The 24,321-nt window shown below is 64.3% G+C and carries 28 protein-coding genes and 1 tRNA gene; 15 read left to right on the forward strand and 14 right to left on the reverse strand.

Going from position 1 to position 24,321, the window contains the following annotated elements:
• Positions 1-198, forward strand: a 198-nt coding sequence (locus EA473_RS08665; RefSeq protein ID WP_165875238.1) for an integrase core domain-containing protein, incomplete at its 5' end; no start/stop codon positions are given.
• A gap of 48 nt (positions 199-246) precedes the next feature.
• Here EA473_RS08665 and EA473_RS08670 read toward each other — a convergent pair.
• Together EA473_RS08670 and EA473_RS08675 are read right to left on the reverse strand one after the other, a co-directional pair.
• Positions 247-735 (reverse strand): response regulator, encoded by a 489-nt coding sequence (locus tag EA473_RS08670; protein ID WP_124195272.1) that lies wholly within the window; start codon positions 733-735, stop codon positions 247-249.
• Positions 732-2,231, reverse strand: coding sequence for a sensor histidine kinase (locus tag EA473_RS08675; protein WP_124195273.1), 1,500 nt, complete (start codon positions 2,229-2,231; stop codon positions 732-734). The genes EA473_RS08670 and EA473_RS08675 overlap by 4 nt, the downstream gene beginning before the upstream one ends.
• Positions 2,232-2,490: 259 nt before the next feature.
• On the opposite strand from EA473_RS08675, the gene EA473_RS08680 reads away from it, so the two are divergent.
• Entirely contained in the window at positions 2,491-2,784 is a 294-nt protein-coding gene (locus EA473_RS08680; RefSeq protein ID WP_124195274.1) for a GYD domain-containing protein, read from the forward strand.
• 149 nt (positions 2,785-2,933) lie between these two features.
• Here EA473_RS08680 and tnpA read toward each other — a convergent pair whose 3' ends face one another.
• Positions 2,934-3,341 (reverse strand): IS200/IS605 family transposase, encoded by a 408-nt coding sequence (gene tnpA, locus EA473_RS08685; RefSeq protein WP_124195275.1) that lies wholly within the window; start codon positions 3,339-3,341, stop codon positions 2,934-2,936.
• Between the two features lie 44 nt (positions 3,342-3,385).
• Between tnpA and EA473_RS08690 the strand changes: the two genes are divergently transcribed.
• A complete protein-coding gene (locus EA473_RS08690; protein WP_124195276.1) occupies positions 3,386-4,744 on the forward strand; it encodes an RNA-guided endonuclease TnpB family protein in 1,359 nt (452 codons plus the stop codon).
• 157 nt (positions 4,745-4,901) lie between these two features.
• Positions 4,902-5,699, forward strand: coding sequence for an FkbM family methyltransferase (locus tag EA473_RS08695; RefSeq protein ID WP_124195277.1), 798 nt, complete (start codon positions 4,902-4,904; stop codon positions 5,697-5,699).
• A 131-nt stretch (positions 5,700-5,830) separates the two neighbouring features.
• Here EA473_RS08695 and EA473_RS08700 read toward each other — a convergent pair whose 3' ends face one another.
• The 3 genes from EA473_RS08700 to EA473_RS08710 all read right to left on the reverse strand — a co-directional run bounded on the left by EA473_RS08700 (position 5,831) and on the right by EA473_RS08710 (position 8,608).
• Entirely contained in the window at positions 5,831-6,025 is a 195-nt protein-coding gene (locus EA473_RS08700) for a hypothetical protein (protein ID WP_124195278.1), read from the reverse strand.
• A 352-nt stretch (positions 6,026-6,377) separates the two neighbouring features.
• Positions 6,378-7,400: a hypothetical protein gene (locus tag EA473_RS08705; protein ID WP_124195279.1), complete on the reverse strand. Its 1,023-nt coding sequence runs from the start codon at positions 7,398-7,400 to the stop codon at positions 6,378-6,380.
• Entirely contained in the window at positions 7,397-8,608 is a 1,212-nt protein-coding gene (locus EA473_RS08710) for a PQQ-binding-like beta-propeller repeat protein (protein WP_207890163.1), read from the reverse strand. The genes EA473_RS08705 and EA473_RS08710 overlap by 4 nt, the downstream gene beginning before the upstream one ends.
• Positions 8,609-8,849: 241 nt before the next feature.
• On the opposite strand from EA473_RS08710, the gene EA473_RS08715 reads away from it, so the two are divergent.
• Positions 8,850-9,365, forward strand: a complete 516-nt coding sequence (locus EA473_RS08715) for a hypothetical protein (RefSeq protein WP_124195280.1) — start codon at positions 8,850-8,852, stop codon at positions 9,363-9,365.
• A gap of 176 nt (positions 9,366-9,541) precedes the next feature.
• Here EA473_RS08715 and cysE read toward each other — a convergent pair whose 3' ends face one another.
• Positions 9,542-10,054: a serine O-acetyltransferase gene (cysE, locus tag EA473_RS08720; RefSeq protein ID WP_124195281.1), complete on the reverse strand. Its 513-nt coding sequence runs from the start codon at positions 10,052-10,054 to the stop codon at positions 9,542-9,544.
• A 215-nt stretch (positions 10,055-10,269) separates the two neighbouring features.
• Entirely contained in the window at positions 10,270-10,938 is a 669-nt protein-coding gene (locus EA473_RS08725) for a metallophosphoesterase family protein (protein ID WP_124195455.1), read from the reverse strand.
• A gap of 170 nt (positions 10,939-11,108) precedes the next feature.
• On the opposite strand from EA473_RS08725, the gene EA473_RS08730 reads away from it, so the two are divergent.
• Complete coding sequence (locus tag EA473_RS08730; protein ID WP_124195282.1) at positions 11,109-11,570, forward strand: hypothetical protein; 462 nt, start codon at positions 11,109-11,111, stop codon at positions 11,568-11,570.
• Between the two features lie 15 nt (positions 11,571-11,585).
• On the opposite strand, the gene EA473_RS08735 is transcribed toward EA473_RS08730, so the two are convergent.
• Complete coding sequence (locus EA473_RS08735) at positions 11,586-12,176, reverse strand: IMP cyclohydrolase (protein ID WP_124195283.1); 591 nt, start codon at positions 12,174-12,176, stop codon at positions 11,586-11,588.
• Positions 12,177-12,256: 80 nt separating this feature from the next.
• Here EA473_RS08735 and EA473_RS22750 point away from each other — a divergent pair, with 80 nt between their 5' ends.
• From EA473_RS22750 to EA473_RS08750, 3 genes are all read left to right on the forward strand, one after another.
• The gene (locus EA473_RS22750) at positions 12,257-13,054 is read left to right on the forward strand and encodes a homing endonuclease associated repeat-containing protein (protein ID WP_124195456.1); all 798 of its coding nucleotides are present in this window, start codon (positions 12,257-12,259) and stop codon (positions 13,052-13,054) included.
• 302 nt (positions 13,055-13,356) lie between these two features.
• Positions 13,357-13,429, forward strand: a tRNA-Gln gene (locus tag EA473_RS08745).
• A gap of 121 nt (positions 13,430-13,550) precedes the next feature.
• On the forward strand, positions 13,551-14,294 hold the full coding sequence (locus EA473_RS08750) for a rhodanese-like domain-containing protein (RefSeq protein WP_124195284.1): 744 nt from the start codon (positions 13,551-13,553) through the stop codon (positions 14,292-14,294).
• Between the two features lie 37 nt (positions 14,295-14,331).
• On the opposite strand, the gene EA473_RS08755 is transcribed toward EA473_RS08750, so the two are convergent.
• The gene (locus tag EA473_RS08755) at positions 14,332-15,711 is read right to left on the reverse strand and encodes an oxidoreductase (protein ID WP_124195285.1); all 1,380 of its coding nucleotides are present in this window, start codon (positions 15,709-15,711) and stop codon (positions 14,332-14,334) included.
• A gap of 118 nt (positions 15,712-15,829) precedes the next feature.
• On the opposite strand from EA473_RS08755, the gene EA473_RS08760 reads away from it, so the two are divergent.
• Together EA473_RS08760 and EA473_RS08765 are read left to right on the forward strand one after the other, a co-directional pair.
• Positions 15,830-16,111, forward strand: coding sequence for a DUF211 domain-containing protein (locus EA473_RS08760; RefSeq protein ID WP_124195457.1), 282 nt, complete (start codon positions 15,830-15,832; stop codon positions 16,109-16,111).
• 2 nt (positions 16,112-16,113) lie between these two features.
• On the forward strand, positions 16,114-16,695 hold the full coding sequence (locus tag EA473_RS08765; RefSeq protein ID WP_165875239.1) for a hypothetical protein: 582 nt from the start codon (positions 16,114-16,116) through the stop codon (positions 16,693-16,695).
• A gap of 15 nt (positions 16,696-16,710) precedes the next feature.
• Here EA473_RS08765 and EA473_RS08770 read toward each other — a convergent pair whose 3' ends face one another.
• The 3 genes from EA473_RS08770 to EA473_RS08780 all read right to left on the reverse strand — a co-directional run bounded on the left by EA473_RS08770 (position 16,711) and on the right by EA473_RS08780 (position 20,926).
• Positions 16,711-17,880, reverse strand: coding sequence for an LEA type 2 family protein (locus EA473_RS08770; protein WP_124195286.1), 1,170 nt, complete (start codon positions 17,878-17,880; stop codon positions 16,711-16,713).
• 134 nt (positions 17,881-18,014) lie between these two features.
• A complete protein-coding gene (cgi121, locus tag EA473_RS08775) occupies positions 18,015-18,536 on the reverse strand; it encodes a KEOPS complex subunit Cgi121 (RefSeq protein ID WP_124195287.1) in 522 nt (173 codons plus the stop codon).
• A complete protein-coding gene (locus tag EA473_RS08780; RefSeq protein WP_124195288.1) occupies positions 18,536-20,926 on the reverse strand; it encodes an ATP-dependent DNA helicase in 2,391 nt (796 codons plus the stop codon). The genes cgi121 and EA473_RS08780 overlap by 1 nt, the downstream gene beginning before the upstream one ends.
• A gap of 200 nt (positions 20,927-21,126) precedes the next feature.
• On the opposite strand from EA473_RS08780, the gene EA473_RS08785 reads away from it, so the two are divergent.
• Both EA473_RS08785 and EA473_RS08790 read left to right on the forward strand, forming a co-directional pair.
• Positions 21,127-21,561, forward strand: coding sequence for a universal stress protein (locus EA473_RS08785; protein ID WP_124195289.1), 435 nt, complete (start codon positions 21,127-21,129; stop codon positions 21,559-21,561).
• Between the two features lie 336 nt (positions 21,562-21,897).
• Complete coding sequence (locus tag EA473_RS08790; RefSeq protein ID WP_124195290.1) at positions 21,898-22,125, forward strand: hypothetical protein; 228 nt, start codon at positions 21,898-21,900, stop codon at positions 22,123-22,125.
• A 49-nt stretch (positions 22,126-22,174) separates the two neighbouring features.
• Here the strand turns inward: EA473_RS08790 and EA473_RS08795 are convergent, their stop codons facing one another.
• Entirely contained in the window at positions 22,175-23,383 is a 1,209-nt protein-coding gene (locus EA473_RS08795) for an inorganic phosphate transporter (protein ID WP_124195291.1), read from the reverse strand.
• Between the two features lie 127 nt (positions 23,384-23,510).
• Here EA473_RS08795 and EA473_RS08800 point away from each other — a divergent pair, with 127 nt between their 5' ends.
• Together EA473_RS08800 and EA473_RS08805 are read left to right on the forward strand one after the other, a co-directional pair.
• A complete protein-coding gene (locus tag EA473_RS08800) occupies positions 23,511-23,999 on the forward strand; it encodes a hypothetical protein (protein WP_124195292.1) in 489 nt (162 codons plus the stop codon).
• A gap of 56 nt (positions 24,000-24,055) precedes the next feature.
• A complete protein-coding gene (locus EA473_RS08805) occupies positions 24,056-24,301 on the forward strand; it encodes a ferredoxin (RefSeq protein WP_124195293.1) in 246 nt (81 codons plus the stop codon).
• The last annotated feature ends 20 nt before the right edge of the window (positions 24,302-24,321 follow it).

A 24,321-nucleotide genomic window follows, 5' to 3' on the forward strand; every position in this document is an offset into this window, starting at 1 on the left:
CTCAACTACAGCGACCGAAACCACGTCGAAAAGTGGTTTCAGACCGTCTCAATGCGGATCGACCGCTTTCACTCCTTCTGGCGGGGCAGTCCGGCCAGCGCAAGACGCTGGCTCAGACGCTTCAGACACCATTATAACCACGATCGACCGAATCAAGCGCTCAATGGTCGAACACCGGTCGAGGAGGTGCTGAACTAGACAGTGCCGTCGTTCGGATTGTCCTCTACCAGGAGAACCGTGAGTTCGTCAAGTTGGCCGGTCATTGGTGGGACTTTCCGGGAGCTTTACCACTTCGAACCAGAACCGTTCGAACTCCCTGATTGTCTCTTGAAACGCCTGATAGCCGACGGGTTTGGTCATATACGCGTTCGCGTTGTGCCTGTACGATTCGACGATGTCTTGTTCTGCTTCGGAACTCGTGAGGACGACGACCGGAATCTGCGAGAGCGAGTCACTGTCTGCGAGTTCTTCCAGGACCTCTTTCCCGTCTTTCCGGGGCATCTCCAGGTCCAACAGGATGATATCCGGTCGCGGGGCGTCCTCGTACTCTCCGTCCTGTCGGAGATACGCCATCGCCTCGACGCCGTCGGTAACCACCGAGAGATTGTTGACGATACGTCCTTTCTCGAGGGCTCGCCGGGTCATCTCGACGTCGTTGGGATTATCTTCGGCGAGCAAGATCTCGACTGTGTTACCTTTTCTCGTCGTTTCTGCTGTCGTGTCGTCTGGATTCATCGTTCAACCTCGGTAGCCGTGGCCGGTGTGGCCGTGTTTGCGATAGTGAAAACGAACGTCGAACCGTCTCCTGGTTCGGACTCGACCCAGATCTCACCGCCGTGTCGCTGGACGATATTGTCACAGATAGCAAGTCCGATCCCTTTCGCCTGGCTGGACGTTTGATACTGCGCGGTGCTTTTGAAGATGCGAAAGATCTTCTCCTGTCGGCGTTCCTCGATACCGGGACCGTCATCGGCGACTTCGAACCGGTATCCGTCCTGGTCTTCGTGCGCCCGGATCTGCATCTCGACGGAGGCCTCGCCCGAATGTTCGAGTGCGTTCTTGACGAGGTTCTGGAACAGCTGTCGAAGTTGATCTTTATCGGCCATCACGGTGGGTAACTCGTCCCACGTGACCGTTCCGTCGTGTTCCTCGAGGAGTGTTCCCAGGTCGTCGACGATGTCCGTGACTACCTCGTCGGTATCGACCGGGCTGAACTCGTTACCGCGAGTTGTGACTCGCGAGTAATCGAGGAGGCCGTTGAGCATCGACTGCATCCGCTGGGTGGCGGTAACGACGATGTCGATGAGTCGATCGGCTTCGTCGTCGAGTTCGTCTCCGTACTCCTCCGAGATGAGTTCCGTGTAGTTCGACACTGTCCGAAGCGGTTCTTGCAGATCGTGGGAGGTGACGTACGCGAACTGCTCGAGGCGCTCGTTCGATTCCTCGAGCCGTCGTTCGTGTTCTTTGCGCTCAGTCACGTCCCGTGCGAACCCGATCAGGTATTCAACCGCGTCGTCGCTGAAAACGGGCTCTCCCTGCACCCACACCCACCGGCTGAACTGCTCTTTAGCGTTGACTCGATACTCCAGATCGATCGATTCGCCGGTGGAGAGCCGTTCCATCGCTTCCCGTACCCGTTCGCGATCGTCGGGATGGACCGCCTCCAGAAACGCCGTCGAATCCGTTCGAAGCTCGTCGATCGATTGTCCCCACACGTCCTCGTAGGAATCAGTCACGTAGAGCAAGTCCATCCAGTCCGGGGTAAACATCCAGAGCACGTCCTCGGTCGTCTCGACGAGCGTTTGCAACTGGTAACGCTCGTCCGCGTTCGTTTGCTGTGCTCGATATCGTTGGACCTCCCGTTCGACCCGACGAGCGAGGCGTGTCGCCTGTGTGCCGTCGTTCCGACGTTCGATGCAGGCGTCTGCTCCGGCGTTCAGTGCTTCCGTGACTTCCTCCTCGGCTATCACCGCAGGAACGAGCACGAAGGGGACGTTGGTATTGCGCTTTCTCACTGCGCGCAACAACGCGAGGGCATCCATCTCCGGTGGGTTGTGTCCGCTGACGATTCCATCGCTGTCCTCGAGGTGGTCGAGGATCGATTCGGGGACGGCAGGGACCGATACGATCTCCACCGTACCATCGAGTCGAGCTACCATGGCCGTCGTTACGTCGGATTCGTCGCCGATCCACAGCAGCCGTATCACGTCCTCCTCATCGTCCGGTTCCATACAGTCCGTGTCACCTATTGGCTGCGGAACTATCGTCTACGTCCGCCCATGAGTGTTTGGGCCGACGTGACACAACGCCTTCACGCAACTACCAGAACTGAGTAAGCTATGTCACGTCCCACCCCTCATCAGACCCTGACGATTTTTCAGGAGATGAGTTTATGCTACCGTCTCGCATAGTCGGACAGGCGAGCGTTCTTCGTGCCGGGCGGTGGGCGGTGACGTGGCTGTCGTATAGAACGCGAGGAGAGACAACCCAATGCCAACGTACATCCACCTCACGAGTTTTACCGGAGACGGCGTCCAGAACATTACGGAGAGCCCCGATCGCCTCGATAACGCCAAGGAACTGGCTACGTCCTTGAATGGCGAGTTCGAGGAGTTTTTCCTGACGATGGGACAGTACGACATCGTAGCAATCACGGAATTTCCGGACGACGAGACAGCAGCGAAATTCTCCCTTGGTGTCGCCAGCGAAGGGGCCGTCACGACCGAGACACTCAAAGCGTTCCCCGAGGACGAATACCGTGACGTAATCGCTGGCCTCCCATAAGGAACGATCCAGTCGTTAAACTGCCTTTCAGCAACCGGCAAAATCTAAACGAAAAGCAGCGCGAGTTCCCCGCCCTTCCGAAAACCTGCGGTTTTCGGCTTTCGCAAATCTTCGATTTGCGTCAACACCGTGGCCGGGGGTGAAGCGCGTCACTCCGGCGCGTGTTCCGTCTCTTCGATATACCGTTCAACCACTTCCTCCGACACCGCACCTGTCGTTCCCACGTAGTACCCAACCTTCCAGAATCCGCCACCCCAGAAATACGACTCCCGAATCTCGGGATACCGCTCTAGCAAGTGCTTACCCGAGTACGACTTGAACTGCCGGGCGAGGTCGGCTGGGCTGTGTTTTGGGTCGCACTGGACGAACAGGTGTACGTGGTCGTCTGCAATCTCCAACGCCAGAATTTTCTGCCCGAAGTGGTCGGAAGTCTCATCAAAAAACTCTCGTACATCGTCTTCAGCCACGTTGAGAACCGGGTGTCGGTACTTGGGACACCAGACAAAATGATACTTACAGGAACTAACCGAATGTGCGTGACTGCGGTACTCTTCCATCCCTAATCCCTACATTTATGACAATCTGGAACGATTGTCAATGCATGGGTGAAGAAGCCACGAAGACGATCCAGACGCGCCTCCACATAGCGTCTGGTGAACGATCGTGGCTTCACGACGCCCGTCTCGCCTCACGCGAGCTCTTCAACCAAACCATCCGCCTCAAACAACAAGGGTACAATCGCACCGAGATACAGAAGGAGGTTGACCGCGACGACTTCTTACGGAACAACAAGTGCGCTGTCGTCGGCAAAGCCCTCCAAACATGGGACTCCTACCAATCACTCAAAGAATGGTGGGAGAACCAAGACGACCCTGACGGCGGGAAGCCAACGCCGCCGAGTACGGACAAATCTGGTGCATACCCGCTTGTGATGGCGCACACGGAAGGCTACCGCCTCACCGTGGACGACGACACGAACCGCATCCAGTTCCGCATCAGCCCGAAACCCTACAAGAAGGTGAAGGGTCATCTGCGCGGCGAGCCGGACGCGATGGACGAACTTCGAGATGCCCTCACGTCGGATGAGGTGGATGTGGGGCAGGCCGAACTCCTGTCTCGAAAATCAAAGATTTTCGACGAGTCATCGAAGTGCCACGGCACTTCGAGATACCGCGATGGCGTGTACTACCTACACGTCACGGTCACACGCGAGTTCGACGTGCCCGAACCCGACACCAGCGACACGCTTGTTGGCGTGGACATCAACGAGCGCAATGTCGCACTCACCGCCCTTGGCCGCGAGACGATGCAGACGAAAGGTACACTCGTCCTCGATTACGGACGAGTCAAGCAGGAACGCCAACGCTACCACACTATCACCACTCGCTGTCAAGAACACGGCAAAACGCGCATCCACCACAGACTCGGTGACAAGGAGGAGCGGTTCACCGAGTGGGTGTTGCATCGGCTTTCCCGTGCTGTCGTGGAGTTCGCAGAGCAGTTCTCGAATCCGGTTATCGTGTTCGAGGATATGAGCGGCATCCGCGACGAAATCAAGTACGGGACGTATATGAACCGCCGATTGCACAAACTACCGTTCCACAAGTTCGAGAAGTTTGTCTCGTACAAGGCGACGTGGCGAGAGATTCCCACGGATACGGTGGATGCGTACTATAACTCGCAGACGTGTTCGTGCTGTGGTGGGCGTGGAGATCGGCAGGGACGGCGGTTCCGCTGTCCGAACGACGAGTGTGACGTGGTGCAAGACCACGCTGACCGGAATGCATCGGTGAACATCGCGTGGCGTGAGAAGGCGAAACTCGATGGGAACACAACGAATTACCGGACTCACAAAACCCAGCCGCAGGTGCGGGTGGTGCGTCTGTCCGGGTCGGGGCGCGTAAGCCGCCCAGCCTCATCCCGCTCGCTCGCCGAGCAGGGAGTGCTAGCGCACGGCTGAGGGAACTACAAAAGCCTCGGGCCACCGCGCCCGAGGTTGTTTACTCCAGCAGACCAACTGAAACCGATCACTGGCTGATGGATGCAAGAAGGCCGTTCTCGAGCCCTGTCTCGAGGCCGAACGTACAACTGCGTCGGTATCGTGGGTCGGGACGACTATGCCGCTCGATCCGTCGGCCGCGACGTCGCGCGTTCGTTCGACGGTCGATCGCGTCGCTCGAGAGACGTATCACCGGTTGGCGGGCGAAAACTACGAGCGCGAATGGATCTCGAGGCGCAACCGAACGCCGGCGGGGAACTTCCGTTGTCTCGAGCCGATCAATCGCCACGGGAACGACGCGATGTTGGCGGAACTGGACGACGCCTGCGGTCCCGAGGCCGTCGTCTACGACGTCGGGGCGAACGTCGGCATCTACGCGCTCGCGCTCTCGAGCGAGAGTGCCGGTCGCCGGGTTGTCGCCTTCGAACCGTCGCCGTCCGTCGCCGACCGCCTCCGGGCGAACGTGCGGTTGAACGGTCTCGAGGATCGGATCGACGTCGAAGCGTTCGGAATCGGCGAACGAGTGGGCGAGCGGTCGTTCTACCGGTCGTCGAACCCGGAACTCTCCGCGTTCGATCGGGCGAATGCAACCCGATGGGGCGCGACCGTCGTCGACGTGCGGACGGTCCCGGTTCGCCCGCTCGACGCGCTCGCGTCGGGACTCGGGGGCGAACGACGAATCGAGAACGACTTTCCGCCCCCGGACGCGATCAAAATCGACGTCGAGGGCGCAGCCCCCGAGGTCCTCCGCGGCGCTCGCCGGACCCTCGAGCGGTACGGCCCCGTCGTGTTCGTCGAACCTCACGGGGACGAACTCGAGCGCGACGTTCCAGGTGAAATCAGGGGGGTGCTCGAGGAGTGTGGATACGGCCGCCGGGAGCGCGCCGGGTACTGGCGATGTTCGCCGAGGCAGTGACCGGAGTCTGATACGGATTGCTGTCGGTCAGTACCGGTGTACCCGTGACACGGTATGGATACGCCGGAACGTCGGTACAGCAATCCGTCTGACCCTACTCGTGGTCGATATACCCCTGTGGCCGTACGCCCCTACTCGTGGTCGGACGCCGAATCGGGGATCGGCGGCGCGATGTGACACCCACAGGGGCCGGCAATCGCGTCCGTCGGGCCGACTATCGTCGTCCGGGCGATTGGATAGCCACAGATCGGGCAGGGCCGCAGCGACGACTCTTCGGGATTAGGGATCGAGTCGCCGTCGGCGTCAGCTTCGCTCGAGTCCGTCATGGCCCCCTCCGGGGGCAAGCGGGCGCGCTCGAGGTCGATATTCTGGGGACGTACTGTCTGAAGATAGACATCAAACCGCTGAGTGCCGTCGCTGCTCGTATCGGGCGATTCGTCGCTCGTGCGAGACGTTTATGTCTCGGTAGTCTATACCAAATCATGGCAACCATTGCAACCGCGATGGAAGCCACGTCTCGGGTGCTGGTTCCACCCGGGGCATTTCGGCGCATGCCCCCTGCGACGGCTGGAGTGTAGCTTCCATTCTAATTGTTGACTGTTAGTTACTTATATCTATTGTTGAGTGACAGCAACAAGTGGGAGAAACGAGACTCGAGGGAGGAGTTTTCCCCTCGAGTCAGCCCGTATCCGAAAAACGGCCGTCCTCGGAGTCCGCAGTGAGGCGGTCGACGAGGACGACCAGTACGACGGCGTGGACGGAGCCGACGACCGCGACGCTGAGAGCGGTCCCCACGTGGGGGACCTGTGCGAGCGCCCACGAGCCCAGTCCGAGAATCACGACGAGTCCGAAGAGCGTCGTCCCCTGGCCCCGAGAGCCTCGCCAGCTCGTACGGATCGATCGGACGGGACGCCCCTCGAGGAGGATCACTACCGGCCACAGGAAGAGCCGGACGAAGACGTACGCCACGACCGCGAGCAGTGCGAGCGCGACCAGCAGGCTCCCGCCGGTGTACTCGAGGCCGATTTCCTCGAACAACCGGCCGGAAAAGCCGATTGCGAGCACGAAGCCGACGTACTCGCCGAGGCGGTCCAGCCGAGGCTCCACGCCGCCGGCTCGAGCGACTGTGAGCCAGCCGGCTCCGGCGACGACGACCAGTGTGACCACCTCGAGACCGAGGCCGTAGACGAGCGTCGACCGCGGAAGGTCGACGAGTGCCCCCAGCGGCCGCACGATGGTCGGCGTCCCCGTCGGATAGAACGTGTACGAGACGGTAATGGTCGAACCGTCGATTCCCGGCGCGGTGGGGAGCGGGTCGCGTTCGCGAAGCCACTCGGCCGCGAGGAGGACGACGCCAGCCACGAGGAACGGAATCCAGAGGAAAGGGTCTCGATAGAGTCGGCCGAACGCCGCTCGAAGCACTGAGCCGTTTCCGTTCCCGCCGTTTTGGCCCGATTCGTCGTTCGGCGTCCGTCTCGGTTCGCTTCCTGGCGGGGCGTCCGACTCGAGGAGGGTTCCCGGCGGGGCGTCTGGCGTCTCCGGAGGTGTGTCGTTCTCGCCCGGCGAAGAAGACGCCGTTCCATCATCTGCCTCCGCTCTTTGTCCTCCGGATTCGGGGTTCGAATCCGTCCCCCGGCCGTTCGCTTCCTGGTTCGATCCCCCACCGCGGTCACCCGAATCGGCGTCGCGGTCTCCCGTCATCGTTCCTCCAGCGCGACGATTCGATGTCGGTTGACCGCGAACAGGATATCGTCGCCGACGATCGGCGGCGACAGCGGGACCTGCGTCGGCTCGTACCGAAACCGTTGCTCGCCCGTCTCCGCGTCGAACCCGATCAGCGCCCGATCCCCCTCGACGGCGTACACCATCCCGTCGGCGACGACCGGCGTCGTCTCCCCGTCGAATGGTGCCGACCACAGCTCCTCTCCCGTCTCGAGGTCGAGCGCGTAAAAGGTCTCGCGACCGTCGCTCAGGTACACCACGCCGTCGGCGACGGCCGACGTGCCGTCGACCGCGTTCCCCTCGAGATCGGTTTGCCAGACGGGGTCGCCGTCGTCGGTCGCCAGCAACGCGACGCCGTTGCGGGAGGTGACGACGACGCCCTCGTCGGTCGGCGTCGAACTCAACTGCATCTGATCCTCGCGTTCGCGCTGCCAGCGTATCGTCCCGTCCGCGACGTCGTAGGCGGTCACCTGGTGGGGCCAGTTGGCAACGTAGAGCGTTCCATCGGCGACGGCCGGTCGCCCGTAGGAGACGCTCACCGCGTCGTCCTCGTGGTGTGTGACGCGCCAGCGCTCGCTCCCGTCGTCGGCCTCGAGTGCGACGATGGCGTTCGTCCCGGAAACGGCCGCGTAGATCGTTCCGTCCGCGGTGACGGGATCGACGGATGGACGGTGATCGACCGTCTCGACCGGCGAGTTGCGGCCGGGACCTTCCCAGCGCTGGCCGCCGATCGCCCGGTCGAGTCCCGGAACCTCGATTCCGCCGCCGGCGTTGAGTCCGTACACGCCGCCGGTCGCGGTCACCGCGAGAGTGTCGGTTCGGTAGGCGGAAGCGCGCGCTCGGGCGGGACTCGAGGTGTACGGTCCGCGGTGGGCGAACCGTCGCTCGCCGCTGTCGACGTCGAGCGCCACCAGTCCGTCTCCGATCGCGTAGATCGTCTCCCCGAGTCGAACGGGTGGAGCCGCACCGCGAAACCACTCGGTCGATTCGTGGGACCAGGCGACCCGCACGTCCTCGCGCGGTCCGGACGCCTCGGGGTTGTAGCCGGTTCCGGCGGGATCGTACTGCGACATCGGCCAGTCGAAAACCGACGTCGCTGACGCTGCGTTCGCTGTGGCGAGCGCGCCACCGGTTCCCCCGACGAGGGCGATTCCGACGCCGGCGGCGAACTGACGTCTGGAGGGCATCGTCTTCCGGTATTCGTATTGATTACTTGAAAGTTGTTCTCCCGCTCGAGGTCGCGACGGGCTGCTGTCGAGGGCTCGCTGTCGGTCGTCGCCGAGACGACAGCGACCGGTACGAGTTGTACCGGCACACGACGACGGTCTCTCGAGTCGTCGAGTCGAACGCCCGCTCGCTTTTCTCTCTCGAGGCTTCCCTCCCTCGAGAAATGAACGTGTTTTTACCAGTGTTGAGTGAACTGTCAGTATGGTCCGCCGCCTCGCGATCCTCCTGGCTGCAGTCCTCCTCGCCGTCTCGCTCGTCGGCTTCGCCGCCGCGACGGGCACTCCCGAACCGGTAGTGACGATCGAAAACGAAGACGACGTGTCCCACCACGTGACTGCCTACACCATCGAAGACATGGATACGGCGGGGTATCTCAACTTCGAGGTGACGACGGAAGACGGGGAGCAACGGCTAGTGAGTTTCGCCGACCTCGTCTGGCCGAACTACGACCGAAACGTAACCCTCGTCGACGAGGGGATCGCTAGCCACGAGATCGAGGTCGATCCCGGCGAAAACACCACGACCGCTCTCGAGGGCTGGGAGCACGGTGACGTGACGATCTACGTCGTCGAGGAAGGCGAGAACAGAACGCACGTTTCGACGCGACCAGTTACGTGCGAGAGCCGCGGACAGGAACACAGGCTCACGCTCTCCGACGGGTCAGGAATGAGCAGTTCGGCAATCTGCGGCGGCGGGATTAGTTGGCTGTGGCGGTAAGCGGTTTCCCCGACCTGTTCAGATAAGCGGTTTCCCCGATCCCGACTTCGCAGGCGGGCTCGAGGTCTCCGACCGGTTCGACGAGTCGATCCGGATTCGATGGCTCGACCGACACCTCGAGTCGCCGCTCAACCGGCTTCGCCAGTACTCATACTGGAAGAGGTTCGCTCACTCGCTTACTCGCCGACCGGTCGCGCCGGCACGCCGGCGACGGTCGTTCCCGGGTCGACGTCGCCGGTGACGACCGATCCGGCACCGACCGCGGCGTTCTCGCCGATCGTGATGTCGCCGAGCAGCGTCGCGTTGGCACCGATCTGGACGCCCGACTCGACGGTCGGATGGCGCTTTACTGGCTTGTTGACGTTCCCACCGAGCGTGACGCCGTGGTACATGTGGACGTCGTCGCCGACCTCGGCCGTTTCGCCGATGACGACGCCCATTCCGTGATCGATCGTCACTCGGCGGCCGATCGTCGCCGCGGGATGGATCTCGACGCCGGTCAACAGGCGAACGACGTGTGCGAACAGGCGGGCGACGAGACGAAACCCGTGATTCCAGAGCCGGTGTGCGATCCGGTGGCCCCAGACGGCGTGGACGCCGGGGTAGCTGAGTGCGACCTCGAGACACCGTTTGGCCGCCGGGTCTCGCTCGCACATCGCCCGCGTGTCCTCACGAAGCTGTCCGAACATCACTCGTCGACCTCGCGAAGACGCTGGTGGAGCGGCGCTGTCCTCTCGAGACGCCGCCGTGAGAGCGCCAACACCCGGCCACAGCGCGACGCGGTCGGGTTCTGCCTGTGCTCGCGGTGTCGCCTGGTGGCACCATACCCGAGGGTATCCGCGGAACCCGCTTAAAACGGTTGTTTCCTCGTCGGCGGTCGTCTCCGAAGCCACAGTGGCGCGCGTTATTTTCCCCGTGAGAGTCGACGACCGATCCGTTCGGGGAGGCCGGCCTCGGTGACCGCCGTCTGGACCGTGTCGACGTCGTACTCGACGCGGTGGGTTTCGACTGTCAGCGCCTCGAGGTCGACGACCGCATAGCCCGCGCGTGGATCGCCGTCGCGGGGCTGGCCGACGCTCCCCGGATTCACGACGATTCCCTCCGCGAACCGTTCGACTCCCTGGACGTGGGTGTGGCCGAGCACCAGAACGTCTTCGTCCTCGAGCAGTCGCGGCGAGAACTCCTTCGGATACGTGTATCTGGTGTACCGATCGGGATCGTCCGGGTGCCCGTGGACGAGTTTGATCCGGCCGTCGCACTCGAGGCGTTCGGCCGGCAGGTCGGCGAGCCACTCGCGCTGGTCGTCAGTGAGTGCTTCCCGAGCGTATTCGACGCCCGCCCGGGCCATCCCGTTGAACCGAAACGGCGCTTCGTCGGCGACCGCGGCGTCGTGGTTTCCCATTACGGTCGGCACGCCCCGCCTTCGGAGTTCGTCGACGCAGTCGCCCGGCCAGGGGTTGTAGCCGACGACGTCCCCTGCACAGAGCACCTTTTCGACCGGCGCCATCGCCTCGAGGACGGCCTCGAGAGCGACCCGGTTCCCGTGGACGTCCGAGATGAGTCCGACCTTCATGTTCATACTCGGGACTAACGGGTGGGAAGGGTTTGTAGGTTGTCCGGATGCCGTCTTCCCGTGACTTGAGCATTCGGTTCGCTCTCGCCTGGCTCGTACCGAATCGGCTCGGGATTCGGATCCAACAGTTCGAACGAAAGACAGTTTTCGAACTAGTGACGAGTTGGCGTATGTCCGCTCTTACGCGCCGCCGCGCCTTCCAGTCCGGAGCCGTCGCACTCGCGGCTCTCGGCGGAGGCTGTACGTCTCTCGGACGGGAGACGCCGGAACCGACCCGCCTGAACGAGATTTCGGTCTGGAACTACGATCCGGAGCCCCGGACTGTTTACGTGTTGGTTCTCGACGACGATCCAGTTTACTGGAGTTTGGAGGTAGCGGACGCGTATTCGGAAAACGACGACGTTCTCGGCGGAGCGGAGTTCGACGGCCTCCCGGCCGAGTCCGGAACGTACGTTCTGTACGCGTGGCGCGACGACCAGCCTCGGTCCGAGTGGGAACGGCTCGACCTCGGCGAGTACGGTCACACCTGTACGAACCTCGTCATCAGAATTGGCTCGAGATCCGGCGACGATCGCGGGGAGGTGTCGATCCTCGCATCCGCTGGCTGTCCCGAGGAGGACGCCGGATCGTAACGAGTACGTGCCCGTCTACTCCCCGTTTTCGATCGCCGTCTCGAAGCCGTCGTCGGTCCGCGCCACGCCCGCCGCACAGACCGCGTGTTCGAACTCGAGGTCGTACGCTTCCCGCGCAGCCTCCTCGGCGGTCTCGGCCTCGAAGTCGAACGCTTCGGGGGAGTCTTTCTCGTAGGTCGCGACCAGCGTCGGCTCCTCGACGGTCTCGACGACCAGCGCGTCCCTCCGGACGGTGCCGATCAGCGCCTCGCCGTCGCCGCCGATCGTCGCCGCGATGCGGGGCGTGTCGTAGTCGTCTTTCTCGTAGTCCAGTGCGAGCAGGCTCTCCGCGAGCGCGTCGCGTGCGGGGTAGCCCAACTCGAGTTTCTCCGCGATCGGATCGACGTGCGAGCCGTTGCCGAACGCGGCCGTCTCTCCGATCGGCGTCTCGACGACGCGCAGACAGTTGTAGGAGACGTAGGGGTTGTCCGTCTCCGGGGCGTCTTCGGTCGGCCCCACGGTCAGGGCCTCGTCCCGGGCGGCGATTTCACGGTTCGGGAACGATCTCGAGGAGACGCGGTACGCGCCGACCTCGGGGCCGACGACGACGAATCGTCCGACGTACATACTCGCACGTGAGCGGGAGGTGGGAAAAGGGATGTCGATTCGTCCTCGAGTTTATATTCGGTGGGGCGGCCAACCCGGTCGTGACGACCGAGGACGAGTGCCTCGAGGCCTTGCGGCGAGCGGCCGACGAACTCGGCGAGTCGCCGACGAAAGCACAGTACGAGGAGCTGGGATTGACACCGGCGTCCGCGACGATCATCCGGACCGTCGGAGGATGGAACGCTGCGAAAGAAAACGCAGGGCTGGAAACCAGTTACTCGAGGGGTTCCCGCGTCGGTCCAAAACCGGAGGACGTCGACCTTCCGCCGGGTACGTCGTGGACAGACCTCTCCGTCGATCAACGATGGCATTGCAGAAATACCGGGTGGAACAGTGAGCGGACGTTACAGCGTCGATCTCGACTTCGGTCGTGGCTCAACGACCGAAAGCGCGACCGGGGTTGTTCACGGTGTGGCGTCGATGCCGCGGCCTGTTTGGACTTTCACCATACCAATGAACACACGAAGGAAATGGCGGTTAGCCGGATGGTTACCTTCGGTTACGGAAAGGATGCACTTCGTGAAGAGATCGAGAATTGCAAGGTCCTGTGTGCCAACTGTCACCGACGGCTTCACTATTCCTCGCCGGAGCGCGAACGACGCCGATGGGTTCACGACCGAAAACGTGACGCGGGCTGTCGCCGGTGTGCAGAATCGGATCCAGCGTGTTTAGATTTCCATCACCCTGGTGATACCAAGGAGACGACCGCCTCGGAACTCGTCTCGGAGTCGAAGCCAAAACAGCGGGTTTCCCTCGAGATCGAACGCTGTCAGGTTCTCTGTGCGAATTGCCATCGGAAGGAACATTACGCACCCCCGCGTTCCTCAAGTAACCGTTGAAACGGTTCTTCTTTCTCGCACTCAAACGGCCAGCACTGTTGTGCTGGCCGCTGATTCGCGAGTGGGAGTGTACTGACGGAAAGCGACTCCGATACCCCTTACAATCGGACGGTATCGGGTCCTACTCCTGCTATGGAACTCACTATACGTCGCCCACACCTGATCGCCAGACGGACACCGATCAGTGTGCAACTCGTTGCAGTCGTTACTACAGACTGGTCCTCGACCGAGTTCGCAACACTCTAATACTGCGATCAACTACGGACTGATACGTCGGAGTTACGCCCCGACCGATCATGTCAAGTCCATTAGGGTAGTGGCCAATCCTGAAGCCTTCTGGGGGCTTCGACCCTGGTTCGAATCCAGGATGGACTACTTCTTCGACTCGAGCACACTTCCCAGCCCAGCCTATCGGTTTCCACCTGAAACGAAGGGGTCGGCTCGCTCGATCACGCCACCAGAACCCCTATTTGCACGCCGTTCCTACGTGGTCCCAATGAATCGACGGCAGTATCTCGCCGCGGGAGTGGCCGCCACGGTGACGGCCGTCGCCGGCTGTCTCGGCGGGAACGACAGCTCCGACGGCTACGGTCCGGAGCCGGAGGAGGTCCCCGAGGAGCGGTCGATCGACACGGACGAGTACGAGACGAAGTCGTTCGGCGCAATCGACGTCCCGCTCGCGCCGCTCGAGGACGTCCACTACTGGTACCAGCGCCAGGAGGCGCGGATGGTCGACACGCGGGGGCGCGACCAGTACGACGCGATTCGAATCACCGGTGCCGTACTGAGTAGCGCGCCGGACGGCGTTTCGAACGACCCGGTCGCCACCTGGCCCGAGGAAGACCGGATCGTCACCTACTGCGTCTGTCCGCACACGCTCGCCGGCCAGCGAGCGGCGACGTTGATCGCGAGCGGATACGAGAACGTCTACGCACTCGACGAGGGGCTCCAGGCCTGGTTCGAATCGGGATACCGGATCGAGGGGAGCGAAGCGACGCAGAGTCTCACCGCGTACACCGTCCGCGGTCGATCCGATCCCGCCTACGCCGGCGAATTCGTCACCGTACGAACGCTCGAGAGCGATCAAAGCGAGATGAGCGCGGTCGAGTCGGACGGGAGCTACGAACTGACGCTTTACTTCACGGACGTCGAGGACGACTCGCTGCTCGAGGTCGACACGCCGGGGTACACCCGCGAGGTGACGCTCTCCGAGGCGACGAGCGACGTGATCACCGCCTGATCGTGACGCTTTGTCGGCTGGATCGTCTGATCGTCCCTCAGGACCGTTCGTACGCGCCGTCTCGCTCGAGTTTCCCCCGTTCGCGTAGCACGCTCGGCGTTCGGCAGATCCCCGGCGCGCCGGTCACCTGCGGAACGGTGCAGTTGTTACAGCTCTCACAGAGAGCCCGCTCGTCGGGACCGACAGGGCCGGAACTGCCACGCTCCTCTAACAACCGCGCGGCCAGTCGTGGCTCGGCGTAGAACGGTCGCGCCATCCCGACCATGTCGCAGGCGGGCCCGTCCCCCGTCGGCGGACCGTCGACCCCTTCGGTTCCACTCGAGCCGAGCAGCCGATCCATCTCCCCTCGCCCGCGGATTCCACCCTCCGCGAGGACCGGAATCGAGACGCGTTCGCGAACCCGGCGACAGAACCCCTCGTTCCACGCCGGCTCGAAATCGTAGACGACCGACTCGAGTCGGTTCCCGAGCGCGGTCAGTCGGCGTCGCCAGGGACCGCCGAACGCGGCGTCGTACCCCTCGCGAAGCGCCTCGTTCTCCCACGCCCGTTTCGGATACTCGCCGCGGACGATACTCATGTCCCAGACGACCGACGCCCGGACGGGGACGACCGCGTCGTAGCCGATCCGCTCGAGTCGACGCGCCGCCTCGACGCCGTCCCCGAGCGACAGCTTTCGGCGAACCACGGGTGCGGGCGGCGCGGGCGTCTCCGCCGGAATCTTGGTAATCAGCGGAACCGTCCCCGCCCGATCCCGGATCTCGTCGTGGACGAGCGCGAGGAACTCGAGGCGCGCCCCGGGCGAGCCGCCGAACTCGTCGTCGCGCCGATTGTAAAAGGGCGAGCAAAACTGCTGGACGATCCCCATGTTCGCCCCCGAGAGGTGGATCCCGTCGTACCCCGCCTCGACCGCGTACGCCGCCGACCGGCCGAAATCAGCCGCGAGGTCGTACACCTCTTCCGTCGAGAGGACGTGGGGATCGAACGAGAGGAATCCCAGCCGATCCAGCAGTCGCAACTGCCACGGCGGCCGCGAGACGGCGAGTTGCTCGAGGTCCGGATTCCCCCGGCGGCGCTCGGCGTGCCAGGTTTCCATGCTCCGCAGGCCGCCGTGTTCGAGTTGCAGGAAGATCCGGCTCCCGTGGTCGTGGATGCGGTCGGTGAGCCGCGAGAGCCGCGAGACGAACGCCGGGTCGTGGACCCGGGTCATCCCCGGTGCCGCACAGCCGCCGTCGCCGCGAACGATCGTCGCCCCCTGGAAAACGAGGCCGACGCCCGACGCGGCGGCGGGTTCGAGGTCCTCGATCAGCGTATCGACGGCGTCCGAGCCGTTGCCCGCACACTCGAGCAGCGGCGCGCGATAGAGCCGGTTCGGGATCCGGACGCCCCCGATCTCGATCGGGTCCTCGAGGGTAGCCATACCGCCCCTATCACGGGATCGTACAAGAGCGTGGCGTCCGGTTTCGGCTCGCTCGTTCGAACCGAGGAAACGGGGCTGTACGGCAACTCCTATCAGTCCCTCTGTCCTTCTGGAAACTATGGCTCCGATCACGAGACTCGTCCTCGACGTTTTGAAACCCCACGATCCCGGCGTCGTTCCCTTCACGGCACGTCTCGGCGATCTCGAGGGAATCGAAGCGGCCACCGCGACGGTCGTCGAAATCGACGAAAACGTGAAGACGCTGCGGGTCACGATCGAGGGCGGGGATCTCGAGATGGATTCGATTCGCGACGAGATCGAGGACCTCAGCGCGTCGGTCCACTCCATCGATCAGGTCGCCTGTGGGTCGCGAGCCGTCGACGATCCCTGGCTCGGCTGACGATGGCCGGTCGTCTCTCACGCCTTCGGCGCGTTCTCGGAAAGGAGGAGGTGCGATCGATCTCCCGGCGGTACTTCATCGCCAACGGGTTCGACGGCACGCTCACCAGCATCGGCGTCGTCGTCGGCGCCTACCTCTCGGGCATCGACGACGGACTCACCGTGATCGCGATCGGCGTCGGTGCAGCCGTCGGCCTCGGCACGTCGGGCGTCTGGAGCGTCTGGGAGATCGAGCGCGCGGAGGCGATGGCCGAGCGCCAGCGCCTCGAGCGAGCGATGCTGACCGAACTCGAGGATACGCGCGTCCAGCGCGAGGGGCGAGCCGCCCAGATCGTCCACGCCGCCGCGAGCGCGTCCGGTCCGCTGCTGGCGATCGGGCTCACGCTCTTTCCGCTGGCGCTCGAGGGGGTCGTCTTCTCGATGCTCGAGGCGGTACTCGCCTCGATTACCGTCGGCGTCCTGATACTGTCGACGTTCGGCGTCTACCTCGCCTCGATCTCCCGCCAGCGGTGGTACGTCGCCGCCGCCCGAATGGGGATCGCCGGAATCGTCGTCGCGGCGATCAACGTCGTGCTGCCGGGGTGATTTCGATCGATCCGATCACTCGGTGACCGAACGGAGATCGATGTCTGCAACCGTTCGATCGTCGGCGTCGGTGCCGCCGATCAGGCCCGTGTCGTCATCCCCACCCGAACCCGTCGCCTCGAGTCCATCGAGCGATCGCTCGTCGGGAGTGGCCCACGGCATAAACTCACACCCCTCGGACTCGAGGCCGGACTCCTGGTCGACGAAGATGGCAGTCGCCACGTCGTACTCGCAGTGGACCGCCTCTCCTTCGGGTGGAATCGTCACCGTCTCGTCGCCGATCTGCATCGCGAGCTGGGCGCGCATCTCGGCGTCGGTGACTTCCTCGTTGTCGACGTGGGTGGCAAACCACGCGGCGACGTCGTCGTTGTCGAGGTCGACGACGAACGTGACCTCGCGGCTCTCACCCGGTGGAATGTTCGTCCCGTCACCTCCCTCGAGGGCGTCGACCTCGTGGGCGTCCCACTCGGCGACGAGGTGATCGTTGAACTCCATCTCGCCGGTGAACGCCGGCGTCGGGAGCGGGTAGGCGTTCGGGTTGTGGACGTCGAACGTGAGGTGTAGTTCGGTCCGGTCCCGATCGACTGCACCCCACTCCGCGTCGGTGTCCGTGATCTCGACCGTCGGTTCGAGCGTTCCGTCACCCGTCGCTCCGGAGTCGACTGGCGACAGCGAGTGTTCGCCCTCCATCTCCGAGATGCTCTCGGCCACCATCGGCTCGAGGTCGGTCTCGATCTCGTCTTCGTGGGTGTGGGTGGGTGATCCCGAGAGCGGGCCGACCTCGGCGTGGACGGTGACGTCGGCCTCGAGATCGCTCACCTCGCCGTTGTCGACGTGGGACGCCCACCAGACGGGAATCTGCTGGTAGCGAAGGCCGGTCCGAAGCTCGGTCGTGGAGTTGCCCGACGGAACCGTGACGTCCGCCGCGTCTCCGTCGGCGAGCGAGACGTCGTTCATCTCGAGTGCGTACTCGACGGCGAGCTCGTCGACGTTGATCCCGGGATTGGGATTGTCGATCCAGACCGTCGTGATCACCTCGATCCGCTCGTCGTCGACCTCGCCCCAGGCGTTGTCCTCGAGGCCGGCGTCTGGAACGCCGATCACGCCCGCGGCGAACAGTCCGCCGAGTATCCCGACGGAACCGATCCCCAGTGCGAACACGACCGCCACCACCTTCTTGATCATGTGTCCGGACGCCACGAATCGAAGTACAATATACTTGGTGGATCTCACCATTGTTGTCGTTCCGTTATCTATTCGGCCCTCGAGGCCTGTCGATCCGAAACACCCTACCCGTTTCTTCGAGTTTGTCAGAGCTGTTATTTTTCGACTTCGAGCAACGCCACCCGCTCGCGGACCAGCGCCGACAGCGAGGCATCGGTCGCCGCCCGCTCGGCGTCGGTGATCTCGAAGAAGTCACACAGCGTCCGCTCGTCCGGCTCCGCGAGCGTCGCCTCCAGCGAGGCGACCGCCTCGAGTTCCTCGAGTGCCTCGAGCGCCGCCGATTCGCGAGCGTCGTCTACTTCGCTCGTCTCGTCGCCGGCGATCAGGATCACGGCTCGGTTCCCGCCCTCGCCGACGCCCATCTCGAGCGCACGATCGATCTGTCGCCGCCCGGCGGCGTACAGCAGGATCTCGACGGCTCGATCGCGAGCCACGTTCTCCCCGCGTTCGATCGACCGGTCGGCCAGTTCGACCGCGCGCTCGAGGTGGTTTCGGTCGGCGACGTACCGGGCATCGAACGCCTGTATCGTCACGCCGTGATCGTCGCCGATCTCGCCCAGTCGCGAGACGAACGCGTCGAGGTCGTCGACCGACAGCCGGCACTCGAGTAGCTCCATCAGAAGTCACCCAGACTCGACTGGCTGTCCTCGAATTCGGTCGTACTGGCGTCTCCGTTCGGGCCGTCCCCCGTCCCGCTTTCGCCTTCGGCGCTCGAGCCACCGGTCCCGCCGCCGGGATCGACCGGATCGACGCCGTCCATCGACGGATCCTCCCGGCCGGCGTTCTCGAGGATCGTTTCGGCGGTCTTTTTCCCCTTGAGCACCCGGAGGACGACGCCCTTGTCGGCCGTTCGAAGGTCGGCGGGCTCCTCGATGCCCGCCTCGTACAGCCGCCGGGCTCGTTTCCGGCCGACGCCGCCGACCGAGACGAGTTCGAGCAGGTCTTCGCCGACGCCGTGTTCGACTCGTGCCCGTGCCTCCCGGACCGCGACGGTCCACTCGCTGTCGATCTCGCGGGCGAGCGATTCGGCGGCTCCGAGCAGCCACTCGGCGGTATCGACCTTCCCGCGGAGGTCGCCCGGGCCGATCTTGTAGCGTTCCGTAATCGTCTCCTCTTCGGTCTCCTCGGCCCAGTCCTCGAGCAGTTTGCCCGTCTTCAGCGCCGCGAGCCAGTCCTCGAAGCGATTCTCCTCGAACTCGCTCGGAGCGTCGCCGAGCAGCTCGGCTTCGCGCTCGTAGTACAGTTCGCCGAATTTCTCGTCTTCCCCCGAGCGGAGGTAGAGTTCGTACATGTCCGGCGTCCGCGAGACGAGCTGGTAGAGCCCGAGCGCGGTCGGGCGGTCGTCGGCCGACTCGAGGCCGTGGACGATCTCGGCGGCGCTCATCGGGTCGAGGTAGAGCCGGGAGACGGTGTGGCCGAGGTTCGTCGCCTCGAGTTCGACGGCCGCGTCGTCGCGTTCGGCGAGGTCTGCCGCGGAAGTGAAGGCACTCCCAGCGTCGTCCGCCTCGACCGAATCGCTCCCGGATCCCGTACCGGGCGACGCTCCCTCGCGTTCGACGAAGTCGTTGCGCTCGAGATAGGAGAGCACGTCGTCGGTCACCGACTCGAGTCGGCCGGATTCGGCGGACTGGCTCGCATAGAGGGTGGCCTCGAGAAAGTCGAGCAGCCCCGTTCGGGTTCGCGCGAACCCGGAGGCGATCGTCGCGAGGACGTGCGTTCGCAAGGCGGGTTCGGCCGCCAGTTTCGAGCGGACGTCCTCGGGGTCGGCCCAGACGTAGCGGTCGAACAGTTCCTGGCTCTCGTCGTGACTCTTTGCGAGCAAAACGGCTTCGCCGTAGGGGTCGAGGCCGGGTCGTCCCGCCCGCCCCATCATCTGGTGGATCTCGAGGACGTCGAGGGGAGCCATGCCGCCGGCGCTGGGGTCGAAGCGCCGCCAGTCCCGGACGACGACGCGTCGGGCGGGCGTGTTGACGCCTGCAGCCAGGGTGGGCGTCGCGGAGATCACCTTCAACAGGCGGTCGCGGAAGGCGTCCTCGACGAGGCTCCGCTGGGTGTTCGAGAGGCCGGCGTGGTGAAACGCGGAGCCGCGCTCGACGCAGTCCGCGAGATCGCGGCTCGTCTCCGTGTCGCTGTCCTCGCGGATCTCCTCGGCGAGTTCCGCGAGCGCCGTTCGGTCGTCGTCGGTCAGTTCGGGACTCGAGACGCTTCCCAGTCTGCGAGCGGCGGCCTCGGCGTTTCGCCGGGAGTTGACGAACACCAGTGAGGACCCTCCTTCCTGTAAGATGTCGCGGACGAGCGCCGCCTCCTGTTTTTCGGAGCCTTCCACGGGCACCTCCCGCGTCGACCCGTCGTCGAAGTTGAGCGCGTTGCCGTAGTGGACGCCTGTTCGCAGGTCGATCGGTCGCCACTCCGAGTCGACGAGCGAGGCGTCGAGCCAGTCGGCGATCTCGTCGGCGTTGCCGACCGTCGCCGAGAGCGCGACGACTTGCAACTGCGGGTTCAGCTGCCGGAGCTTGGCGAGGGTCACCTCGAGGGTCGGTCCCCGGCTTCGGTCGTCGATGAGGTGGACCTCGTCGCTGACGACGCAGGTGAGATCCGAGAGCCAGGCCGCGCCGTTTCGCACCAGAGAGTCGACTTTCTCGCTGGTAGCGACGATCACGTCCTTGGTGGCGAGCCACTCGCTGGTCGATTCGTAGTTGCCGGTCGCGACGCCGGTCGTCACGCCGAACGAGTCGTAGGCGTCGAATTCGGCCTTTTTCTCGCTGGCCAGCGCTCGCAACGGGACGATGTAGAGCGCCTTCCCCCCTCGCTGGACTGCAGAGAGCATCGACAGCGCCGCGATCATCGTCTTCCCGCTTGCGGTCGGGACGGCGGCGACGAGGTTCTCGCCCTCGGTCGCACCGGCGTCGACGGCCTCGGCCTGTGGCGGGTAGAGCTCCTCGATGCCCTCCTCCCGAAAGTGAGAGACGGCACCGGGCGGGAGCCCCGACAGCTCCTCGACGTTCATTACCCGCCTTTGGCGCGTCCCGGGGTTTAAACTGTCGTCTCCCGCCCAGCGCGTGTCGTCTGTCCACCGAACGCCGTTTCTCTGAGATCATACTGGCGGCGACAGATCGATGTGTCACACGGACCCGGTGGCGACAGGTCGATGTGCCACACTGGCCCGGCGGCGACAGATCGATGAGGCTCGCGGTCGAACTGTGCCCGATGGCCGATCCCACTCGCGTCCTCGTCCCCACGTTCGGCCGTCCTCGAGAGGACGAGGCGCTCGCGTACGCTCTCGAGGCGTATCCCGACGCGGAGGTAATCGTCCTCGCCGTCGTGACCCCGATCGGCACACCGCTGAGCGAGGGGGGCGTCCTCGAGCGAGACGACGAACGGACGGCACGAGCGCGCGACCGTGCGGCGGAACTGCTCGAGTCCGTCGACGCTGGGGCCGCGACGGATCGCGTCCGGATCGAGGTTCGCGAGGGCCGTCCGGCGAACGTCATTCCGACGTACGCGAGCGACGAGGGAGTCGATCACGTCGTCATGTACGGCCACGGGACCGAAACGAGCGGTCTCGTTCGGCGGCTTCTCGGTCGAACCGTCGCCACGACCGTCGTCGAGCGGACCGACCGTCCGGTGACGGTTCTGGGCTGATACGGTTTACTGTAAGTCATTTCCGGCGCAACCGCGACCCGGGCGGCGGTTGCGCCGGTAAATCGTTACAGCAATCCGTATGATGCGGTCGCCGGTGCCGGCTACCCGGCGCGACCGCAGCCCACCCGGCTTGCACCGGAACTGCCGGCCGACAGCCAGTACGGTTCGGGTGCTACCGGCCTCGAGACGGGCGCCAGGCACCGCGTGGGCGTTGTCCACGACCGCCGGTCACCGCGTGGGCGCTGTCGACGACCGCACAGCGAGCGAGCGTGAAGCGGACGAAACCAGGATCGAAACGCGTCGAAGCCAAAACGAACCGACGACACGGAGGAACCAGTGAAACCGGTGTACTACTGCCGTCGATGCGACGAGGAGATCTCGCGAACCGCCGACGAGTGTCCACACTGTGGATACTACCCGCAGTCGATCGTCTGGCGGATCGGGGTCGGGGCGCTGATCTTCGGGACGCCGATCGTCTTCGTGTCGCCTCCGATCGACCTGTTTCTGGTGTTCGTCGGAGTTCTCGCTATCTGTGGAAGCTACCTCGCATCTCCCGCCGGTTGATCCTCGGCACCAGAAGCCTCGCACACCGGGGACGGTGTCCGGTTCGCGTTCACCCGCCGATCACTGTGGCGAGCGCCCGGTAGAGGCCGTATCCGACGGCGATCGAACTCGCGAGCGTCAGCAGCCAGAACGTGACCGTGAAGGCGATCTTCCGCCGGGAGACGCCGGCCGATCCCGCGGCCAGTCCACCGCCGATAACTCCCGAGAGGATGATGTTGTTGAGCGAGATAGGAATCCCGAGCGCGATCGCGAGCTGTGCGATGACGAAGCCGGGAACCAGCGCCGCGATCGACCGACGGACGCCGAGCTGGGCGTACTCCCGCGAGGTCGCCTGTAACAGACGCGGTGCGGCCATCCACGCACCGGCGAGAATGCCGGTCGCGCCGAGCGCCAGCAGCGTGATTCCCGGCAGTCCGAGTTCGACCCGGAAGAGGTTCTCGAGCGGGCCGGTCGCGAGCCCGACCTGGGAGCCGCCGGAGGAGAAGGCGACGATTCCGCCGAGGACGAGCAGAAACGACCGAATGCCGCCTTCGACCGACTCGAGGACGCGCTTTCGAACCCAGTAGAACGCGAGGACGCCGACGGCGACGGTCACGAGGACGGTCCCGACGTCGACGCCGTAAGCGAGGGTCGGACCGCCACCGAACTGTCGGGAGACGAAGCGAGCGAGCGTTCCCTGGTCGGCGACCGGATCGGGGACGATGCCGAGGCGAACGTTTGCGACGATTGCGCCGACGACGCCGGCGAGCAGTGGGACGCCAACGGACTCGGGAATGTCGTCGCGGCGCAGCGTGACGGCGGTGGCGTACGCCAGACCGCCGGACATGAAGGGGACGAGCAGCCAGAAGGTCCCCAGTCGGCGATAGGTCGCCATCGCGGGATCGCCGCCCAGCGAGAGCCCGACGCCGACCATCGCGCCCGTGGTCGCGAACGCCGCGGGGATCGGATACCGGGTGTAGATCCCGACGGCCATGAACGTCGCCGCGGTGAGCAATCCGGCGGTCGCCGCCAGCGGCGTGATCGCGACGCCGTCTATCAGGTCCGCGCCGACCGTCTCGGAGATGCTTCCCCCCTGCATCAGCGCGCCGGCGGCCGCGAGCAGGCCGATCACGAACGCGGCCCGCATCGTCGAAATCGCGTTCGCGCCGATCGCGGGGGCGAACGGCGGCGAGTTGCTGTTCGCGCCGAGTACCCACGCCATAAACAGACAGGTAACGATAGCCGTCCCGACCAGAACGACGAACGACGCAGCGACCATCTCGTCAGGCAGGATTCGACGGGCCGTCGGATAAACGTTCGTCTGGCTATCCCCACCCCGACGCTCCGCTCGGTTCGTCTCGAGCGATCGCGAAGGAGTTAGGTGGTTGTCACCATATCGATCCTGCATGACGACGCAGACGCGGCCACTCCGCCAGGTCATCGGGACGAGCGTTCGGTCCGGCGTTCCGCTCGCCGTGCTCGCGGGAGTGATCCACGCGCTCACCATCGTCCGCGCCCGAACGGAGATCGAGGGCGAACTCGAGGCGGCCCTCGAGACGCACCCGGAACTCGCCGAGTTCGCCGTCGAGGAACTGTACCACCTGATACTGCTAACCACGCCGCCGATTACGGTCGGCGCGTACCTCGTCGTCGCCGTCATCTTCGGCGTCGTCTACGATCGGTATCTCTCGAGGGGCGGGGAAATCGATGCGTACGTGCTCGCGGCCCTCGTCGGAGTCGCACTCAGTTTCGTCTGGGGATTTCGACTGCCGTTGATCCCGCTCGTCGGTGCGAACGTCGCGCTCTGGCTGGGGTTCACGTGGCTGTTTTTCCGGTTTCGCGCCCGGCGATCTGCGTCCGACGAGGACGGTTCGACCGCCGGGGGCGGTGCGTGACCGCTCTCGTTTCCGATCCCGTCAGTGCTTTACCCGCATCGATCCAACCGTCGGCCATGCGTGTCGAATTCGACGAGGACACCTGTATCGGGATGTACCAGTGCGTCGCGGAGTGGGACGCCTTCTCGAAGGACAAAGACAGAGGGAAGGCGATCCTCGAGGGAAGCGAGGAGGAAGAAGACGGGATCTTCGCCCGCGAAATTCCGGAAGACGCGGAACTGGACGCGAAGTTCGCCGCGCGGACGTGTCCCGTCGACGCGATCACGATCTACGACGATGACGGCGAGCAGATAATTCCCTGATACGGATTACTGTAACTGTG

Source organism: Natrarchaeobius chitinivorans, from assembly GCF_003841505.1.
GTDB classification, from domain to species: Archaea; Halobacteriota; Halobacteria; order Halobacteriales; family Natrialbaceae; genus Natrarchaeobius; species Natrarchaeobius chitinivorans.

Coding starts and splice junctions, on each gene's coding strand:
- EA473_RS08670 (WP_124195272.1), bottom strand. CDS start 735: ATGAATCCAGACGACACGACAGCAGAAACGACGAGAAAAGGTAACACA.
- EA473_RS08675 (WP_124195273.1), bottom strand. CDS start 2,231: ATGGAACCGGACGATGAGGAGGACGTGATACGGCTGCTGTGGATCGGC.
- EA473_RS08680 (WP_124195274.1), top strand. CDS start 2,491: ATGCCAACGTACATCCACCTCACGAGTTTTACCGGAGACGGCGTCCAG.
- tnpA (WP_124195275.1), bottom strand. CDS start 3,341: ATGGAAGAGTACCGCAGTCACGCACATTCGGTTAGTTCCTGTAAGTAT.
- EA473_RS08690 (WP_124195276.1), top strand. CDS start 3,386: ATGGGTGAAGAAGCCACGAAGACGATCCAGACGCGCCTCCACATAGCG.
- EA473_RS08695 (WP_124195277.1), top strand. CDS start 4,902: ATGCCGCTCGATCCGTCGGCCGCGACGTCGCGCGTTCGTTCGACGGTC.
- EA473_RS08700 (WP_124195278.1), bottom strand. CDS start 6,025: ATGACGGACTCGAGCGAAGCTGACGCCGACGGCGACTCGATCCCTAAT.
- EA473_RS08705 (WP_124195279.1), bottom strand. CDS start 7,400: ATGACGGGAGACCGCGACGCCGATTCGGGTGACCGCGGTGGGGGATCG.
- EA473_RS08710 (WP_207890163.1), bottom strand. CDS start 8,608: ATGCCCTCCAGACGTCAGTTCGCCGCCGGCGTCGGAATCGCCCTCGTC.
- EA473_RS08715 (WP_124195280.1), top strand. CDS start 8,850: ATGGTCCGCCGCCTCGCGATCCTCCTGGCTGCAGTCCTCCTCGCCGTC.
- cysE (WP_124195281.1), bottom strand. CDS start 10,054: ATGTTCGGACAGCTTCGTGAGGACACGCGGGCGATGTGCGAGCGAGAC.
- EA473_RS08725 (WP_124195455.1), bottom strand. CDS start 10,938: ATGAAGGTCGGACTCATCTCGGACGTCCACGGGAACCGGGTCGCTCTC.
- EA473_RS08730 (WP_124195282.1), top strand. CDS start 11,109: ATGTCCGCTCTTACGCGCCGCCGCGCCTTCCAGTCCGGAGCCGTCGCA.
- EA473_RS08735 (WP_124195283.1), bottom strand. CDS start 12,176: ATGTACGTCGGACGATTCGTCGTCGTCGGCCCCGAGGTCGGCGCGTAC.
- EA473_RS08750 (WP_124195284.1), top strand. CDS start 13,551: ATGAATCGACGGCAGTATCTCGCCGCGGGAGTGGCCGCCACGGTGACG.
- EA473_RS08755 (WP_124195285.1), bottom strand. CDS start 15,711: ATGGCTACCCTCGAGGACCCGATCGAGATCGGGGGCGTCCGGATCCCG.
- EA473_RS08760 (WP_124195457.1), top strand. CDS start 15,830: ATGGCTCCGATCACGAGACTCGTCCTCGACGTTTTGAAACCCCACGAT.
- EA473_RS08765 (WP_165875239.1), top strand. CDS start 16,114: ATGGCCGGTCGTCTCTCACGCCTTCGGCGCGTTCTCGGAAAGGAGGAG.
- EA473_RS08770 (WP_124195286.1), bottom strand. CDS start 17,880: ATGATCAAGAAGGTGGTGGCGGTCGTGTTCGCACTGGGGATCGGTTCC.
- cgi121 (WP_124195287.1), bottom strand. CDS start 18,536: ATGGAGCTACTCGAGTGCCGGCTGTCGGTCGACGACCTCGACGCGTTC.
- EA473_RS08780 (WP_124195288.1), bottom strand. CDS start 20,926: ATGAACGTCGAGGAGCTGTCGGGGCTCCCGCCCGGTGCCGTCTCTCAC.
- EA473_RS08785 (WP_124195289.1), top strand. CDS start 21,127: ATGGCCGATCCCACTCGCGTCCTCGTCCCCACGTTCGGCCGTCCTCGA.
- EA473_RS08795 (WP_124195291.1), bottom strand. CDS start 23,383: ATGGTCGCTGCGTCGTTCGTCGTTCTGGTCGGGACGGCTATCGTTACC.
- EA473_RS08800 (WP_124195292.1), top strand. CDS start 23,511: ATGACGACGCAGACGCGGCCACTCCGCCAGGTCATCGGGACGAGCGTT.
- EA473_RS08805 (WP_124195293.1), top strand. CDS start 24,056: ATGCGTGTCGAATTCGACGAGGACACCTGTATCGGGATGTACCAGTGC.